Origin of the sequence: Pseudomonas sp. OVF7 (assembly GCF_030644265.1) — a bacterium.
Lineage (GTDB): Bacteria > Pseudomonadota > Gammaproteobacteria > Pseudomonadales > Pseudomonadaceae > Aquipseudomonas > Aquipseudomonas gorinensis.
The window spans coordinates 1,495,922-1,512,171 of sequence record NZ_CP128996.1 but is presented as its reverse complement, the minus strand read 5'-3'; the positions used below and the strand labels follow the sequence as shown (position 1 = coordinate 1,512,171).

Here is a 16,250-nt window from a genome sequence, read left to right as displayed (position 1 = left end):
AACTTTGATGACAACCCGCCGCCAACCCTCTAGGGCGCGGCCACTGCCATCCAATTGGAGTTTGATGACCATGAGTGTGGAAACTCAAAAGGAAACCCTGGGCTTCCAGACCGAGGTGAAGCAACTGCTGCACCTCATGATCCATTCGCTGTATTCCAACAAGGAAATCTTCCTTCGCGAATTGATCTCGAACGCCTCTGACGCTGTCGACAAATTACGTTTCGAAGCCCTGTCCAAGCCTGAGTTGCTGGAAGGCGGCGCGGAACTGAAAATCCGTGTGAGCTTCGACAAGGACGCCAAGACCGTCACCCTCGAAGACAACGGTATCGGCATGAGCCGCGAAGAAGCGATTACCCACCTGGGGACCATCGCCAAATCCGGCACCGCTGACTTCATGAAAAACCTCTCGGGTGACCAGAAGAAAGATTCGCACCTGATCGGCCAGTTCGGCGTGGGCTTCTACTCCGCCTTCATCGTCGCCGACAAGGTCGAAGTGTTCAGCCGTCGCGCCGGCCTTGACGCCAGCGAAGGCGTGCATTGGGCTTCGAAAGGCGAGGGCGAGTTTGAAATCGCCACGATCGACAAGGCTGACCGCGGGACCCGCATCGTGCTGCACCTCAAGCCCGGTGAAGACGAGTTCGCCGATGGCTGGCGCCTGCGCAACATTATCAAGAAGTACTCTGACCACATCGCTCTGCCGATCGAATTGCCGAAAGAGCAGGCTGCTGCCGAAGGCGAAGAAGCGCCAGCGGTTGAGTGGGAAACCGTCAACCGCGCCAGCGCGCTGTGGACCCGTCCGCGTACCGAGATCAAGGACGAGGAATACCAGGAGTTCTACAAGCACATCGGTCACGACTACGAAAACCCGCTGAGCTGGAGCCACAACAAGGTTGAAGGCAAGCTGGAATACAGCTCGCTGCTGTACGTGCCGGCCCGTGCGCCGTTCGACCTGTACCAGCGTGAAGCGCCGAAGGGCCTGAAGCTCTACGTGCAGCGGGTGTTCGTGATGGACCAGGCAGAGTCGTTCCTGCCGCTGTACCTGCGCTTTATCAAGGGCGTGGTCGACTCCAATGACCTGTCGTTGAACGTATCGCGGGAAATCCTGCAGAAAGATCCGATTATCGACTCCATGAAGTCGGCGCTGACCAAGCGCGTGCTCGACATGCTGGAAAAACTGGCGAAGAACGAGCCTGAGCAATACAAGGGCTTCTGGAAAAACTTCGGCCAGGTCATGAAAGAAGGTCCGGCAGAAGACTTCGCTAACAAGGAAAAAATCGCCGGCCTGCTGCGCTTCGCATCCACCCAGGGTGACGACGGCGAGCAAGTGGTGTCCCTGGCCGAGTACCTGGCGCGCGCCAAGGAAGGCCAGGACAAGATCTACTACCTGACTGGCGAAACCTACGCTCAGGTCAAGAACAGCCCGCACCTGGAAGTCTTCCGCAAGAAAGGCATCGAAGTGCTGCTGCTGACCGACCGCATCGATGAGTGGCTGATGAGCTACCTCAACGAATTCGACGGCAAATCTTTCGTCGATGTGGCGCGTGGCGACCTGGACCTGGGTAACCTGGACTCTGAAGAAGAGAAGAAAGAAGCCGAAGAAGTCGCCAAGGCCAAAGAAGGCCTGGTTGAGCGGATCAAGGCGTCCTTGGGGGATGCGGTCAGTGAAGTGCGGGTCTCCCACCGTCTGACCGACTCCCCGGCGATCCTGGCTATTGGTGAGCAGGACCTGGGCATGCAGATGCGCCAGATCCTCGAGGCCAGCGGCCAGAAGGTGCCGGATTCCAAGCCGATCTTCGAATTCAACCCGGCTCACCCGCTGATCGAGAAACTCGACGGCGAGCAGAGCGAAGAGCGGTTTGGCGACCTGTCGCACATCCTCTTCGACCAGGCGGCCCTGGCCGCTGGCGACAGCCTGAAAGACCCGGCCGCCTATGTGCGCCGACTGAACAAGCTGTTGGTTGAACTGTCGGTTTAACACCGTTGTAGAAAAACCCGCTTCGGCGGGTTTTTTCGTTTGGAGGCGCGAGCAAGCTCGTTCCTACAGCCCATTTCCGTTCTAGTGATCTTCAACTGGAGAAAATGATGAGCCAAGTCACCGTGCGTTCCGTGGTCTATCAGATTGATGGCCAGTCTTATGAAAGCCGCCTGGCGTTTGATGCCAGCCACAAAGGTCCGTTGCCAGGCCTGCTGATGGCGCCGAACTGGATGGGTGTGAGTGCGGGTGCCGAGGAGATCGCCAAGCGCGTTGCCGCCAAGGGCTACGTGGTGCTGATCGCCGACCTGTATGGGCAAAAGGTTCGCCCATCGAATGGTGATGAAGCCGGCGCGGCGATGATGCCATTGAAAAACGACCGCCCGTTGCTGAATAAGCGTATGCAGGCAGCCTTGGAGCAGTTGCAGGGCCAGGCCGAAGCCGCCGTGGATACCTCGAAGCTGGCGACCTTCGGTTTCTGCTTTGGTGGTTGCTGCTCGTTGGAACTGGCGCGTACCGGTGCGCCGTTGAAGGCTGCCGTGTCGTTCCACGGCACCCTCGATACGCCGAACCCGGCGGATGCCAAGAACATCAAGGGCTCGGTGCTGGTGTTGCATGGCGCTAGCGACCCGTTGGTGCCCAAGGAGCAGTTGCCGGCCTTCGAAGATGAAATGAACGCGGCCGGTGTGGATTGGCAACTGCTGAGCTACGGCGGCGCGGTGCATTCGTTCACCGATCCGCACGCCAATGTGCCGGGCATGATGATGTACGACGCGAAGACCGCTGCGCGGGCTTTCCAGTCGATGCACAACTTGCTGGATGAAGTGTTCAAGGGCTAAATCTTCAACGTCTGTTCTGGCCTGATCGGGGGCACGCGCCTTCCCACACTTGATTGGATTCACACGGTCAAAATGTGGGAGGGGCGGTGCGACGATTCGACTTGCCCCCGATAGCTATCTCACAGGCAACTCAATTCTTTCTGACTCCCCCGGCACCGTCGGCCAATCCCCAGCGGCCCAGCGCTGCCTGGCCTGCTCAATCCTGGCCGGGTCACTCGCGACAAAATTCCAGTTGATCCTTCGCGGCCCATCCAGCGGCGCGCCGCCAAACACCACTAGGTGGCAATCGCTCTCGACAGACAGCGTCATTTCCTGGCCGGCTGGCAATACCACCAGGCTGTGCACCTCAAGTGGCTCACCGTCCAACTGAGCTTCACCCTCCAGTACGTACACCGCGCGTTCCTCGTGTTCATCCGGGATCAGCAAGGTAGTGGCCGGCTGCATCTGTACCTCGGCATACAACGTGGGCGATAGCACCGGTACCGGCGATGTGAGGCAGAAGCCACTGCCGGCGATCAAGCGGATCTGTACGCCCAGATTGTCACTCACTGGCAAGCTTGCCGCGGGGTGATGGCTGTAATGGCCAGGTCCGCTCTCATGATCCTTGGGCGAGGCCAGCCACACTTGCAGGCCGTGCAGGTTGGATCCCTTGGTCTTGAGCGGCTCCGGCGTGCGTTCGATGTGGGCAATCGCGCTGCCGGCGGTCATCCAGCTGACATCGCCAGCTTGCACCACCTGGTCCGACCCTAGGCTGTCCTTATGCTGCAATGCGCCGTCGAACAGGTAGGTGAGGGTGGACAGCCCGATATGCGGGTGCTGGCGGACATTCATGCCGCTGCCCGGTGCATAGTGGGTGGGCAGCATATGGTCGAAGAACACAAAGGGCCCGACACTGCGGCATTCGCGCGACGGCAGCGGGCGCAGGATGGGTTGGCCTTCGACATCTTCGGCGCGAGGGCGGATCACGGTGAGGGTGGTCATGGTGCGTCCCAGTCTGAGCGGGTTAGATGATGCAGAGCATAACCCGCTCGACGGGAGGTTGCTGCTATTGGCTGAAGGCGCCTTCGGACAATTGAGTCTCAATGGTGACTTCGGCGGTAGTCATCAGCTTGTGTACCGGGCAACGGTCGGCAACACGGTGCAATTCGTTGCGCTGCTCGTCGGTGAGCACGCCCTTGAGGGTCAGCTTGACGTTGAGCTTGTACTTGCCCTTTTGCTCCTCGGTCGCATCGTGGGTGACTTCCACGGTGACGCCCGTCAGCGGGATGTCCTTTTTCTGTGCATAGAGCTTGACGGTCAAGGCCTTGCAGGACGCCAGTGCGGCATCGAAATAATCGTGGGGAGAGGGCGCTGAATCGTCGCCCCCAAGGCTTTTGGGCAGGTCGGTGAACAGCTCATGGTTATTGATATTGACGCTGTGACGAAAGTTATCGTGGTTCAGCGTGTTGACGGTAACAGGCATGGCAAACCTCACTAAGGGGGCAGGATGAAGGTCTTGCAGTTATAGAGCATGCTGGCACTTAGGTGTTCCGTGTTTTTCGTGATGAACCCGGATGTATCACCCAAGGTCTACCCGTATCAGCCCCTATCGAGGTGTTACCGTGCCCTGGACCCGCCTGAGTCTAGCCCTGTTGCTCGCTGCCAGCAGCCTTGCCGTACAGGCTCGCGATTATGCCTACAGCGATGCGCACCTGCATTACGTGGACTTCTTCCAGGAAACGGCGGGCATGGACAAGCTGCTCAAGGCGATGGCGGATAATCGCATTGAGCATGTGATGATTTCCGGCATCCCTGTGGCGAAGAAATGGCACGAAGACGAACCCAAGCGCCCGCGCTACTACGCCGGCGATGACGCGGATGCCTACTGGTACAGCGCCACCGATGTCATCGTCGCGGCAGCGATCAATGCACTGACGCCGGAGCAACGCTCGCGCTTTCATCCGTTTCTTTCCGGCTTCAACCCCAACGACAAGAATTCCGCCGCCCATATCCAGCGCATGCTCGACCTCAACCCGGGGCTGTGGCAGGGCATTGGCGAAGTGTTTACCCGGCATGATGACCTGACCGCGCTGACTTCCGGTGATACACCGCGGGCCAATAACGAAGCCATGACGCGCATCTATCACCTGGCCGCCGAAAATGACCTGCCGGTGATGTTGCATTCCAACATCACCTCCAAGCGCGAGCGCAACCCGCTGTACCTCGCTGAAGTCGAACAACCGCTGCGTAATCATCCGCATACTCGGTTTATCTGGGCCCATGCCGGCACCAGCAAGGAAATCCATCGCCATCAGGTGCAGATGGATTTTTTGCTCCCCACGCTGAGCCGCCTGCTGGAGGCGTACCCCAATCTGTATATCGACCTGTCCTGGAGCATGCTCACGCCGTATTTGCTCGATGAGGCGGGTAAGCCCCGGCCGGAATGGGTTGCGCTGGTAGAGCGCTTCCCGGAGCGCTTTATGCTGGGGTCGGATGTGGTAGGGCGTTTCAACAAGCTGGGTAAGGAAATGCGGGGATTTGATCCCTTCCTGAATGCGTTGCCTGAGGAGGTTGCGCACAAGGTGGCGCGGGATAACTTTCTGGCCATCCTGCCCAAGCCCCGTCGCGGCGGTTAGATTGAGGCGGGCGTGCTCGCGATGCAGTCGACACCGTCTGAGATTTCATCAGCCAAAAAAAAGCCCCGAACCAGTCGGGGCTTTTTCATGTGATCAACCTGCGGGGCTTACTTGCCCTGCCAGCGTTTCAGCACCAGGGTGGCGTTAGTGCCACCGAAGCCGAAGCTGTTGCTCATCACGGTGTCGACTTTTACGTTTTCCACGGTCTTGGTCAGGATCGGCATATCGGCCACGACCGGGTCGATCTCTTCGATATTGGCCGAACCGGCCATGAAGTTGCCTTCCATCATCAGCAGGCAGTAGATCGCTTCGTGAACGCCGGCGGCACCCAGGGAGTGACCGGACAGGCTCTTGGTCGAGCTGATGGCCGGGGCCTTGTCACCGAATACCGCACGTACGCCTTCCATTTCCTTGGCATCGCCGACCGGAGTCGAGGTGCCGTGGGTGTTCAGGTAGTCGATCGGGGTATCCACGGTTGCCATTGCCATCTGCATGCAGCGGATGGCGCCTTCGCCGCTTGGCGCAACCATGTCGTAACCATCGGAAGTGGCGCCGTAGCCGACGATTTCCGCGTAGATCTTCGCACCACGGGCCAGGGCGTGTTCCAGCTCCTCGACTACGACCATGCCGCCGCCGCCGGCGATGACGAAACCGTCACGCTTGGCGTCATAGGCGCGGGAGGCTTTTTCCGGGGTGTCGTTGTACTGGGTGGACAGGGCACCCATGGCGTCGAACAGGAACGACTGGCTCCAATGTTCTTCTTCACCGCCACCGGCGAAGACGATGTCCTGCTTGCCCAGTTGGATCTGCTCAACGGCAGTACCGATGCAGTGAGCACTGGTCGCGCATGCGGAGGAGATCGAGTAGTTCACGCCCTTGATCTGGAACGGCGTGGCCAGGCAGGCGGAAACGGTGCTGCCCATGGTCCGCGTAACGCGGTACGGGCCAACGCGCTTCACGCCTTTTTCGCGCAGGATGTCCAGCGCTTCCATCTGGTTCAGGGTGGACGCGCCGCCGGAGCCGGCGATCAGGCCGGTGCGCACGTTCGAGACCTGGTCAGGGCTCAGGCCGGAGTCGGCGATCGCATCTTTCATGGCCAGGTAGGCGTAGGCGGCAGCGTGGCCGACGAAGCGGTAGATCTTGCGATCAATCAATTCTTCGAGGGGCAGGTCGATGGAGCCGGAAACCTGGCTACGCAGACCCATTTCGGCATATTCCGGGTTGAATCGGATGCCAGGGCGACTTGCACGCAGGTTAGCGGTGACGGTCTCTTTGTCATTGCCCAGGCAAGAAACGATGCCCAGACCAGTGATAACGACGCGGCGCATGCGGATAACCCTTAAAAGTTGTCAGTGGAAGTGAATACGCCGACCCGAAGGCCTTCGGCAGTATAGATCTCGCGACCGTCGACGCTCACCGAACCATCGGCGATGGCCAGGTTCAGCTTGCCCCGGAGGACGCGCTTGATCTGAATGTTGTAGGTGACTTTCTTGGCGGTCGGCAGGACCTGGCCAAAGAACTTCACTTCGCCCGAACCCAGGGCGCGACCGCGGCCCGGCAGACCTTGCCAGCCGAGGAAGAAACCGACCAGCTGCCACATCGCGTCAAGGCCCAGGCAGCCCGGCATGACAGGATCGCCTTCGAAATGGCAGGCGAAGAACCACAGGTCCGGGGTGATATCCAGCTCGGCGACCAATTCACCTTTGCCGTACTTGCCACCCTCTTCGCTGATATGGGTGATGCGATCCACCATCAGCATGTTCGGGGCGGGCAGTTGCGCGTTACCTGGGCCGAACAGCTCACCGCGACTGCAGCGCAGCAGGTCTTCCCGAGTAAAGGCGTTTTGTTTGGTCATGCGAGCTCCTCAATAATCCCATGCGGCAGGGTAGGGCAAATCTTCCCGAACCGACTGAAGCGTTCATGCCTCATCTCGGCAGCCTACACATAGACTATTGCGTTGTAGTGAAAGTCACAGCGTCAAGGCACTGAATGTACACTTGTTCACTGAAATTTTAAACCGGACCCGTTTATAGGCCCGTTCGGGTGCCTAAGACTGCCGCACTTTCGTGTTTCACGCCAGTCGGACTTGGCTGATGGCGCTGGGCTATTGCACCCAGCGCTGCAGGATTTGCTGCAAATCCGTGCGTTTGAACGGCTTGGCCAGGTAATCGTTCATTCCGGCAGCGAGGCAGGCTTCACGGTCGCCCTGCAAGGCATTGGCGGTGAGGGCGATTATCGGCAGGTCGGCGCAGCCCGGCAGTTGGCGAATCTGCCGGGTGGCCTCGTAGCCGTCGATCAACGGCAGTCGGCAATCCATCAGGATCGCGGTGAATATGAGGCTCTCGGCGCTGCGGATCGCTTCGGCGCCGTCGGTGGCCAGGCTCACCTCAAATCCGAGGCTGCGCAGCATGGCTTCGACCACCGTGCGGTTGACCGGGTTGTCCTCTACCAGCAGCACGTGCCGGCCTTCGCCTGCGCCGGCTTTGCCTTCGGCATCCTGGGCAATGGCCGGCAGGCTGTGCTGGTCGATGGCCAGGGGGATTTCCAGGGTAAACACCGAGCCACGGCCTTCTTCGCTCTGGGCCCGCAGGGTGCCCCCCATGCGTTCGGCCAGGGTCCGGGCGATTGGCAGGCCCAGGCCGGTGCCGCCGTAACGTCTTGAAATGGAACTGTCAGCCTGCTGGAACGCGTCGAACATCAACTCCAGGCGCTCGGCAGAAATGCCGATGCCGCTGTCGCGCACGGTGCAGGTAAACCACAGCAGTTCATGGTCGAGGGTTTGCCATTGGGGTTCGACGCTGACCGTGCCGTGCTCGGTGAACTTCAGGGCATTGCCGATCAGGTTCACCAGGATCTGGCGGATACGCGTGGGGTCGCCCAGCACCCGCAGCGCCCCCATGCCTGGCGGAATCGGCAGGGTCAGGGCCAGCCCGCGCTGTTGGGCGCTGTGCTGGAAGGCCTGGGCACAGCTATTGATCAGGTCCGCCAGGTTGAATGGAATATGTTCCAGCTCCAGGGCGGCGCGTTCGATGCGCGAGAAGTCGAGGATGTCATTGATGACCTTGAGCAAATGCTCGGTGGACTCGGACGCCAGCGCCGCGTATTCGGTCTGCTCCTCGGTCATTTCGGTGGTTTCCAGCAGTTGCAGCATGCCCAGCACCCCGTTCATGGGCGTGCGCAGCTCATGGCTCATCATTGCCAGGAATTCCGACTTGGCGTTGTTTGCCCGTTCAGCTTCCTCCCGGGTCTGGATCAACTGGGCCATGGCCTGCTGCTGTTCGCGACTGGCCTGGTTGAGGCCTGCGGCCAGGTTGTTGATATGCCGCGACAGGTCGCCCAGCTCCGAATCATCCACAATCGGCAGCGGCGTCTTGTAGTCGCCTTGCTGGATGGCTTTTACCGCGTTGCCCATCGCGCTGATCGGTTGCGACAGGCTCGCCGCCAGGCGCCTGGCGAGCAGGAAGGTAAACAGCAGGGCGAAGAGGGCCAGGATGCCGGCCTTGAACAGGATCTCCTGCTGGCGCTGGCTGAAGGCGTCGTTGGACATGCCGACGATCACCCGACCCAGGTAGTCGGCGCGGGGAGCCTTGGGTTCGTTGAGGTTGTCCTGGAAAAAGTCATTGCCCAGCTGGATATGTTGCAGGCGAATCGGTGCCTGGAACACTTTTACCGACAGCGAGCGGTCGTGTTTTTCCGAGGGTTGTTCGACGTACACCAGTATGTTCTCAGCGCTGTCCTGGATCTCCAGGAAGCGCACATGGGGGGTGGCCAGCGTTGCGCGCAGCAGGCTGTCGAGCACGTCGTTGTTGCCGGAGATCACCCCGTATTCGGTGGCGGGGGCCAGTTGGTTGGCGATCAATTGGCCGGTGTGGTCCAGTTCCTGGCGCAGGTCCTGGATACGCACGAAGGTGAAGAAACTGATCAGCAGTAATGTCAGCAACAGCGCCGGGCCCAGGGTGATGAGCTGGGTGCGGGTGTTGATGTCCCAACGACGACGCAGAGTCATGGGCGTTTTTCTCCTTCGGCCAGGCGGGCGGCGACGTTGGCTTCGTCGACCTGTTCGATGCCCAGTGAGCGTGCGACTTGCGGGTTGCCCACCACTTTGAAGTGTTCCGGGTACAGCGCGCGTGGCCAATTGGCCGGCGAATGGTCAAGCAGGCGGTCGAGCACGGCGAGCCAGTCGGCCTGGTCACTGTAGGTGCTGGCCAGGCTGCCAGCCTTGACGAACCCGGCGTTGGGGCCCACCAGCGGCAATTGCCGGGCGTAGCTGCTCAGCAGCAGGTTCTTCGCGGTTTTCGGGTTATACAGCTGCGGGTCGTCGAGGCCGAGCAGCACGTCACTGTTCTTGAACAGGTTCAACAACGGTCGGCTGTCATTAATGTTGTCCCACCGCTGCGGCACGATCTCCAGGCCCAGGGGCGCTGCGTACTGGGTCAGCTCAGGGAGCAGGAATTCGCTGTCGGTGCCGTAGAGCACGCCGATGCGCCGCGCCTGGGGCAGGATGCCGGTGATCAGGCGTAACTGACGATCCAGGGGCGGGTCGCTCCAGAGCAGGCTGATCCTGGCGGGCAGGTTGCTGCCCAGGCGTTGCCGGGCTTGCAGGCGGCTGATACGCAAGACCAGGGTCGGCGGGCCCTGGGTGTCCTGCAGGCGCCAGTCGAGGCCGGGCAGGTCCAGCAGGATCAGGCGGGTGCCGGCGGGCAAACGGTTTGGCGCCGGCAGGTCCTTGAGGGGAGTAAAGGTCACGTGGTCTTCGGGACGCTGGCGGGCCAGTGCCTGGGCGAAGGCCTGGACGCCCGTGCCGTCTTCGGCGGCGGTCAGCAGGATGTCGGCACCCCAGGCCGACCCGGTCAGCAGCAGGCATGCCAGCAGCACACAGCGCTGGCAAAACCTTGAGATAAAAAAGAGGGTCATCCTTGACTGATCGCCCATGTCAGAACTCTAACTCCGCGCTGAAGTAGAGTACGTGGCGATGGTCATAATTGTTATCGGCCCAGGTGGTGGGCTGGTTGTCGAGGCGTGTTTGCAACATGCCGGCCAGCTCCACGTTGGCTTTGCCCAGGGCAAGGCGCTTGGCCACCCGCAGGTCGACCCGTTCGAAGCGATATTGGTTGAGTGCGTCGTCGCCATAGTAGAACAGCGCGCTGGACCAGCCTTGCCCCCATTCGCGCAGCCAGCCCGCCGAGCCGCTGTTGCGCGCAGTCTGCGCCTTGTCCCGCGGGTTGCTGGTGGTGGCGTCGACGTAAGCGTAGGTGAGCCGCAGGCGGTCGGCGTTGCTCATGCGCCAGTCGAACTGTGATTCGGCGCCGGTAAACCGCGAACTGTTGGCGTTGCTGGCAATGTATTGGTTATTGCGCAACGGCGAGCTGATCATGTCGGTGATTTCGTCGTAGAACAGTTTCACGTCCATGTTCAGTCCGAGGTCGGCAAAAAAGCCGTTATAGCCCAGTTCCCGTGATTTCATCAGCTCTTTATCGAGGTTTCCGGGGCCGCGTGTCACTACAAAGTATTGCCCGGAATTCTGCCCGTAGGTCGGGGAGCTGAGGTTGGTGACGCGGTAGCTCCAGTTGACGTTGTTCTCGAACATGTCCGGGGAACGGATGGCTTCGGAGTACACCGCGCGCAGGCCGTGGCGCGGGTTGATCAGGTAGTTGACCGCCACCCGCGGCGTCAGCGAGTTGCCGCTCAGGTGGGTGTCTTCATACATGGCACCGCCTTGCAGCAACCAGTGTTCGCTGGCGCGCCATTCCAGTTGGCCGAACAGGCGCCAGGTGGTGTCGTCCAGGGTGCCATTGAAATAGGTGTCGGAGTCGGCGCGGTCGTAGCGATAGTTCATGCCGCTGACCAGGCGCAGGCTGTCGGAGAGGCTCAGGGTGTCCTGGACCTCCAGGTCGTAGCGGCTTTCGCGGGTGCTCTGGTCGATATTGCCGCATACGCTCTGGTTGGCGCCGTTGCGCCACTGGTTCAGCACTTCGTTGGCCAAGGCTTGCTCGGCGGCGCTACCGGGCGGAGCGGTGCCCTGGCTGTAGGTGTCCATGTGCCGGGCCAACTGTTCGGCGTAGTTGGGGTTCAGTTGCCACAGGCGGGTCAGCTCCGGGCTGAACGACACCTTGGCGTCACAGGCTTTCCAGACCTGCCGGCGGTCCCATTGTTGCGCTGAGCCCTGGACGTAGAGGCTGTGCTCGGGGTTGAAATCGAAGTTCCAGCGCAGCGAGCCGGCATAGTCCTTGGCAGTGACGTCGGAGTTGTCACCGCCTTCGGTAATCCCGGCAAATACAGGTGTGTAGGTATAGGGACGCTGGTTGGTCCCTTCCTTGGCGTTCAGTTGCCAGTCGATACTCTGTTGCGCGTTCAATGTCTGGCTGACCGCCAGGCTGAAGCGGTTAAGACGCCGACCGTCACGGCGGTCGGCGCCCACGGCATCGCTGTCGAAGCCATCGTCCTGCTGCCCGGACATGGACAGGCGCAAGTCACCGGTTTCCCAGCCCACGCCCTGGCTGGCATAGAAATCGTTGATCCCCCGTTCGCCACGAACCACTTTCACCCGCGTGCCATGGCTATTGGCCGGCGCGCGCGTGAGGATATTGACCACGGCCATCAACGCGTTGGCGCCGTAACTGACCGTATTGGGCCCACGGAACACTTCGATGCGCTCGATATCCTCCATGGCCACCGGGATATCGCTCCAGTCCACGGTTGCCAGGCCCGCGCGGTACACCGAGCGTCCGTCGATCAGCACTTGCATGCGTCGCGCATCGCTGGCGCTGGTGCCGTGGTAGTTCACTGCCGCCTGGTTACCGGTGGTGTAGCCCACCATCATCCCCGGCACCAGCCGCAGCAGCTCGGCGATGTCTCGCGCACCACTGGCCTTGATCAGCTCGCTGTCGATCACGGTCATGCTGCCGGGCACGGCGGCGGCCGATTGCTTGAGGCGCGTGGCGGTGAGGACCTGGGGCAGCGGCTGGCTGTCGAGGAACAGGTCGTCGGCACACACAGCGCCGCTGAACAGCAGCAACCACCACAGGGATGAACGGGGAGGAGGGCCCAAATACACGGCACGGCCTTGATAATTACGGATAGCCGCCCATGTTAACTGAGGCGGGGCCATTTGCCAGTCGCCACCCTTGCAATTACTTCACACAGGCATGGCATTTTCCGACAGGCGTGCGAATTGACACGGGGGCTGGCCGCAAGCGGGTCGGCCCGTATAATGCCGCCATCGCCACTGGTATGGATTAACGGATTGCATATGACTGAACAGCGCCCTATTGCGGTCCTGGGAGGCGGAAGTTTTGGTACCGCCGTGGCTAACCTGCTGGCTGAGAACGGTCACCCGGTGCGTCAGTGGATGCGTGATCCCGAGCAGGCCGAGGCCATTCGCGTGCATCGGGAAAACCCCCGTTACCTCAAAGGCATCAAGATTCATCCGGCGGTCGAGCCGGTTACCGACTTGCAGGCCACGCTGGAGGCGTGCGAGCTGTGCTTCGTCGCGCTGCCTTCCAGCGCCTTGCGTTCGGTGCTGGCGCCGCATGCCGAGCGCCTGGCGGGCAAGCTGCTGGTCAGCCTGACCAAGGGCATCGAAGCGCACACCTTCAAGCTGATGAGCGAAATTCTCGAGGAGATCGCTCCGCAGGCGCGCATTGGCGTGTTGTCCGGGCCGAACCTGGCGCGGGAAGTGGCGGAGCACGCGCTGACCGCCACGGTGATCGCCAGTGAAGACGAAGCGCTCTGCGAGCGTGTCCAGGCGGTACTGCATGGCCGGACCTTCCGGGTCTATGCCAGTGGCGACCGCTTCGGTGTCGAACTGGGCGGTGCGCTGAAAAACGTCTACGCCATCATCGCCGGCATGGCGGTGGCCCTGGGCATGGGGGAAAACACCAAGAGCATGCTGATCACTCGCGCCCTGGCGGAAATGACCCGTTTTGCAGTGAACCAGGGGGCCAATCCGATGACCTTCCTGGGCCTGGCGGGCGTGGGCGACTTGATCGTCACCTGTTCGTCGCCCAAGAGCCGTAACTACCAGGTTGGCTTTGCGCTCGGCCAGGGTTTGAGCCTGGAAGACGCCGTCACACGCCTGGGTGAAGTGGCCGAAGGGGTCAATACCCTCAAGGTGCTGAAGGCCAAGGCCCAGGAAGTCGGGGTGTATATGCCGCTGGTGGCCGGCTTGCATGCGATCCTGTTTGAGGGGCGCACCTTGAACCAGGTCATCGAGTTGCTGATGCGCGCCGAGCCGAAAACCGATGTCGACTTTATTTCCACCAGTGGTTTCAACTGAGGAACGCGTCATGAACGATCCGAAAGCAGCTCCCAAGTACGAATCCATTGCCTTGCGCATCCTGTGGATGCTGGTGTTTGCCCTGGTGTGGCAAGTGGCGCAGTTCCTGCTCGGCGCGCTGGTGGTGGTGCAGTTGGTTTACCGCCTGGTCTACGGCGCACCGAACCTGGGCCTGATGAACTTTGGCGATAGCCTCAGCCAGTTTCTCGCGCAGATCGGCCGCTTTGGCAGCTTCCACACCGAACAAAAGCCATGGCCGTTCGCCGATTGGCCAACCCCGCGCGCGCCGGAAGGTGAAGCCGCCCACAGCGTGCCGCCGGCACCGCACCCGGTGCGCGACGAGGAGCCGAAGCTATGAAGTTGTGGGTGTTGCGTCACGGTGAGGCCGAGGGCCATGCCCGTACCGATGCCGAGCGCGAACTCACCGAGCATGGCCGTGCCGAGGTGTTGCGCAGTGCGGCGCACCTGATCGGCCAGCCTGTGGACGCGATCATTGCCAGCCCGTACGTGCGGGCGCAGCAAACTGCGCAGTTGGTGCGGCAGGCGTTGGGTTTTGAAGCGGACATCCGCACGGTGCCTTGGCTCACGCCGGAGGGCAATCCGCTGGAGGTTCTGAACAAGCTCGACAGCGATGACAATGTGCTGCTGGTCAGCCATCAGCCCCTGGTCGGCAGCTTGATCAGCTTTCTGCAGCATGGTCATCAGCGTCAGCCGCAGCCCATGCACACCGCCAGCCTGGCGGAGCTAGAGGGCGACTTCCCGTTGGCGGGGCTGATGAGCCTGGTCAGTGTGAAGAATCCGTAGGCTTTCTCGCGGCTTTGTGTGTGCTATATAGTCAACCAAGCAAGTGCTTGGTTGGCTATCGCCGGATCACAAAGGAGCGCGTCCCATGCCTGTCGCTTTTCGTTTGCCGTTGCAAGTCTTCTACGAACGTGAAGCGCGGCACCCGCGCCAACCTTTTCTTGTCCAGCCCATCGGGGGTGGCGCGGTACAGACCCTCACCTGGGGCGATGTCGGCCACCAGGCACGCTGCGCCGCGCATTGGCTGCGCGCCAGGGAGCTGCCCCAGGGCTCGCACATCGCTCTGATCTCGAAAAACTGCGCGCACTGGATCATCGCTGACCTCGCGATATGGATGGCCGGGCATGTCTCGGTGCCGCTCTATCCCAACCTCACCGCCGATTCCGTTACCCATGTGCTGCAGCATTCCGAGGCCGTGCTGGTATTCATCGGCAAGCTCGATGACTGGCCGACCATGGCTCCCGGCGTGCCTGCCGGCATGCCCACCATCAGCCTGCCGCTTTGCCCGGCCGGCGACTTTGATTACCACTGGGCCGACCTGCAAGGCTGTTCACCGATCCAGGATGACCCGCTACCGCCGGCCTCGGCCCTCGCCACCATCATTTATACCTCCGGCACCACCGGCCTGCCCAAAGGCGTGATGCACAGCTTCGGCGCCCTGGGCTTTGCCGCTACGCACGGCACTGAGTTGTTTGGCCTGGGGGAGGGCGACCGGCTGTTGTCCTACCTGCCGCTGTGCCATGTGGCGGAGCGGATGTTTGTGGAAATGGCTTCTATCTATACCGGGCAAACCGTTTATTTCGCTGAAAGCCTCGATACTTTTCTGACGGATCTGCGTCGGGCGCGGCCCACGGCATTGTTTGGCGTACCGCGTATCTGGACCAAATTCCAGATGGGCGTCTATGCCAGGATCCCGGGAAAGCGCCTGGACAGGTTGTTGCGCCTGCCATTTATCGGTAAGCGCGTGGGCCATAAAGTCCTCGCCGGCCTGGGGCTCGACGCGCTGCGCATTGCACTCTCCGGCGCGGCGCCGGTGCCTGAGGCCCTGCTGCGCTGGTATCAGCGCCTGGGCCTGGATGTGCTGGAGGTGTATGGCATGACCGAGAACTGTGGCTACTCCCATGTGTGCCGCCCTGGCCAGCAGAAGATCGGCTGGATCGGCCTGCCTTGCCCCGGCGTTGAAGTGCGCATTGACCAGGCCGGTGAAGTGCAGGTGCGTAGTGGCGCGACCATGCTGGGCTACTTCAAGGACGCGCAAAGAACGGCTGAAGTGCTGACCGAAGATGGCTTCCTGCGCACTGGCGACAAGGGGGAGCAGGACGCCGACGGCCGCCTGCGCCTGACCGGACGGCTCAAGGAAATCTTCAAAACCAGCAAAGGCAAATACGTAGCCCCGGCACCGATTGAAAACCGCCTGGCCGAACATGCGCGCATCGAACAGGTATGTGTGGTCGGTGACGGCCTTACCGCGCCCATGGGCCTGTGCGTGCTGTCAACGGTGGGCCAGCCCGATGCGCGCCATGCCTTGCAGGACAGCCTCGAGCGTTGGCTGGAACAGGTCAACGCGGCCTTGGACAAACATGAGCGTTTGCGGCAACTGGTGGTGGTAAAAGACACCTGGGCGGTAGAAAACGGCTTTCTGACGCCGACCCTGAAGATCAAGCGCAACGTGATTGAATCGACTTACGGTCCACAGTTTCAGGTGTGGAGCGAGCGCACCGAAGTGATTCTGTGGCAGGATTAGGGCC

The 16,250-nt window shown here is 61.2% G+C and carries 14 protein-coding genes; 7 read left to right on the top strand and 7 right to left on the bottom strand.

Translation table 11 applies throughout. The annotated features are described in order from the left end of the window. Window positions 1-70 precede the first annotated feature (70 nt). Entirely contained in the window at window positions 71-1,975 is a 1,905-nt protein-coding gene (gene htpG / locus QU606_RS06680; protein ID WP_041161130.1) for a molecular chaperone HtpG, read from the top strand. 107 nt (window positions 1,976-2,082) lie between these two features. Further along, a complete protein-coding gene (locus QU606_RS06675) occupies window positions 2,083-2,811 on the top strand; it encodes a dienelactone hydrolase family protein (protein WP_024074311.1) in 729 nt (242 codons plus the stop codon). A gap of 114 nt (window positions 2,812-2,925) precedes the next feature. Here QU606_RS06675 and QU606_RS06670 read toward each other — a convergent pair whose 3' ends face one another. Both QU606_RS06670 and QU606_RS06665 read right to left on the bottom strand, forming a co-directional pair. Further along, window positions 2,926-3,792 carry a pirin family protein gene (locus QU606_RS06670; RefSeq protein WP_024074312.1) on the bottom strand — a complete coding sequence of 289 codons (867 nt, stop codon included), beginning with the start codon at window positions 3,790-3,792 and terminating at the stop codon, window positions 2,926-2,928. Window positions 3,793-3,856: 64 nt separating this feature from the next. Then, a complete protein-coding gene (locus tag QU606_RS06665; protein ID WP_024074313.1) occupies window positions 3,857-4,273 on the bottom strand; it encodes an OsmC family protein in 417 nt (138 codons plus the stop codon). Between the two features lie 139 nt (window positions 4,274-4,412). On the opposite strand from QU606_RS06665, the gene QU606_RS06660 reads away from it, so the two are divergent. Beyond that, entirely contained in the window at window positions 4,413-5,426 is a 1,014-nt protein-coding gene (locus QU606_RS06660) for an amidohydrolase family protein (RefSeq protein WP_024074314.1), read from the top strand. A gap of 107 nt (window positions 5,427-5,533) precedes the next feature. Here the strand turns inward: QU606_RS06660 and fabB are convergent, their stop codons facing one another. From fabB to QU606_RS06635, 5 genes are all read right to left on the bottom strand, one after another. Continuing rightward, window positions 5,534-6,754 (bottom strand): beta-ketoacyl-ACP synthase I, encoded by a 1,221-nt coding sequence (fabB, locus tag QU606_RS06655; protein ID WP_102624104.1) that lies wholly within the window; start codon window positions 6,752-6,754, stop codon window positions 5,534-5,536. Between the two features lie 11 nt (window positions 6,755-6,765). Then, window positions 6,766-7,281: a 3-hydroxyacyl-[acyl-carrier-protein] dehydratase FabA gene (gene fabA / locus QU606_RS06650; protein ID WP_024074316.1), complete on the bottom strand. Its 516-nt coding sequence runs from the start codon at window positions 7,279-7,281 to the stop codon at window positions 6,766-6,768. A gap of 249 nt (window positions 7,282-7,530) precedes the next feature. Next, a complete protein-coding gene (locus tag QU606_RS06645) occupies window positions 7,531-9,432 on the bottom strand; it encodes an ATP-binding protein (RefSeq protein WP_024074317.1) in 1,902 nt (633 codons plus the stop codon). Next, window positions 9,429-10,358, bottom strand: coding sequence for an ABC transporter substrate-binding protein (locus QU606_RS06640; RefSeq protein ID WP_024074318.1), 930 nt, complete (start codon window positions 10,356-10,358; stop codon window positions 9,429-9,431). The genes QU606_RS06645 and QU606_RS06640 overlap by 4 nt, the downstream gene beginning before the upstream one ends. Window position 10,359: 1 nt before the next feature. After that, complete coding sequence (locus tag QU606_RS06635) at window positions 10,360-12,480, bottom strand: TonB-dependent siderophore receptor (RefSeq protein ID WP_069075585.1); 2,121 nt, start codon at window positions 12,478-12,480, stop codon at window positions 10,360-10,362. Between the two features lie 195 nt (window positions 12,481-12,675). Between QU606_RS06635 and QU606_RS06630 the strand changes: the two genes are divergently transcribed. The 4 genes from QU606_RS06630 (at window position 12,676) to QU606_RS06615 (ending at window position 16,246) form a co-directional block, all read left to right on the top strand. Next, on the top strand, window positions 12,676-13,701 hold the full coding sequence (locus QU606_RS06630) for an NAD(P)H-dependent glycerol-3-phosphate dehydrogenase (protein ID WP_024074320.1): 1,026 nt from the start codon (window positions 12,676-12,678) through the stop codon (window positions 13,699-13,701). A gap of 10 nt (window positions 13,702-13,711) precedes the next feature. Further along, a complete protein-coding gene (locus QU606_RS06625) occupies window positions 13,712-14,059 on the top strand; it encodes a DUF4389 domain-containing protein (RefSeq protein WP_024074321.1) in 348 nt (115 codons plus the stop codon). Further along, entirely contained in the window at window positions 14,056-14,505 is a 450-nt protein-coding gene (gene sixA, locus QU606_RS06620; protein ID WP_024074322.1) for a phosphohistidine phosphatase SixA, read from the top strand. The genes QU606_RS06625 and sixA overlap by 4 nt, the downstream gene beginning before the upstream one ends. 85 nt (window positions 14,506-14,590) lie before the next feature. Beyond that, window positions 14,591-16,246 (top strand): AMP-binding protein, encoded by a 1,656-nt coding sequence (locus QU606_RS06615; RefSeq protein ID WP_168232878.1) that lies wholly within the window; start codon window positions 14,591-14,593, stop codon window positions 16,244-16,246. Window positions 16,247-16,250 lie beyond the last annotated feature (4 nt).

Excerpts from the sequence above, each read along its gene's own strand:
- htpG (WP_041161130.1), top strand. The coding sequence starts at position 71 with ATGAGTGTGGAAACTCAAAAGGAAACCCTGGGCTTCCAGACCGAGGTG.
- QU606_RS06675 (WP_024074311.1), top strand. The coding sequence starts at position 2,083 with ATGAGCCAAGTCACCGTGCGTTCCGTGGTCTATCAGATTGATGGCCAG.
- QU606_RS06670 (WP_024074312.1), bottom strand. The coding sequence starts at position 3,792 with ATGACCACCCTCACCGTGATCCGCCCTCGCGCCGAAGATGTCGAAGGC.
- QU606_RS06665 (WP_024074313.1), bottom strand. The coding sequence starts at position 4,273 with ATGCCTGTTACCGTCAACACGCTGAACCACGATAACTTTCGTCACAGC.
- fabB (WP_102624104.1), bottom strand. The coding sequence starts at position 6,754 with ATGCGCCGCGTCGTTATCACTGGTCTGGGCATCGTTTCTTGCCTGGGC.
- fabA (WP_024074316.1), bottom strand. The coding sequence starts at position 7,281 with ATGACCAAACAAAACGCCTTTACTCGGGAAGACCTGCTGCGCTGCAGT.
- QU606_RS06645 (WP_024074317.1), bottom strand. The coding sequence starts at position 9,432 with ATGACTCTGCGTCGTCGTTGGGACATCAACACCCGCACCCAGCTCATC.
- QU606_RS06640 (WP_024074318.1), bottom strand. The coding sequence starts at position 10,358 with ATGGGCGATCAGTCAAGGATGACCCTCTTTTTTATCTCAAGGTTTTGC.
- QU606_RS06630 (WP_024074320.1), top strand. The coding sequence starts at position 12,676 with ATGACTGAACAGCGCCCTATTGCGGTCCTGGGAGGCGGAAGTTTTGGT.
- QU606_RS06625 (WP_024074321.1), top strand. The coding sequence starts at position 13,712 with ATGAACGATCCGAAAGCAGCTCCCAAGTACGAATCCATTGCCTTGCGC.
- sixA (WP_024074322.1), top strand. The coding sequence starts at position 14,056 with ATGAAGTTGTGGGTGTTGCGTCACGGTGAGGCCGAGGGCCATGCCCGT.
- QU606_RS06615 (WP_168232878.1), top strand. The coding sequence starts at position 14,591 with ATGCCTGTCGCTTTTCGTTTGCCGTTGCAAGTCTTCTACGAACGTGAA.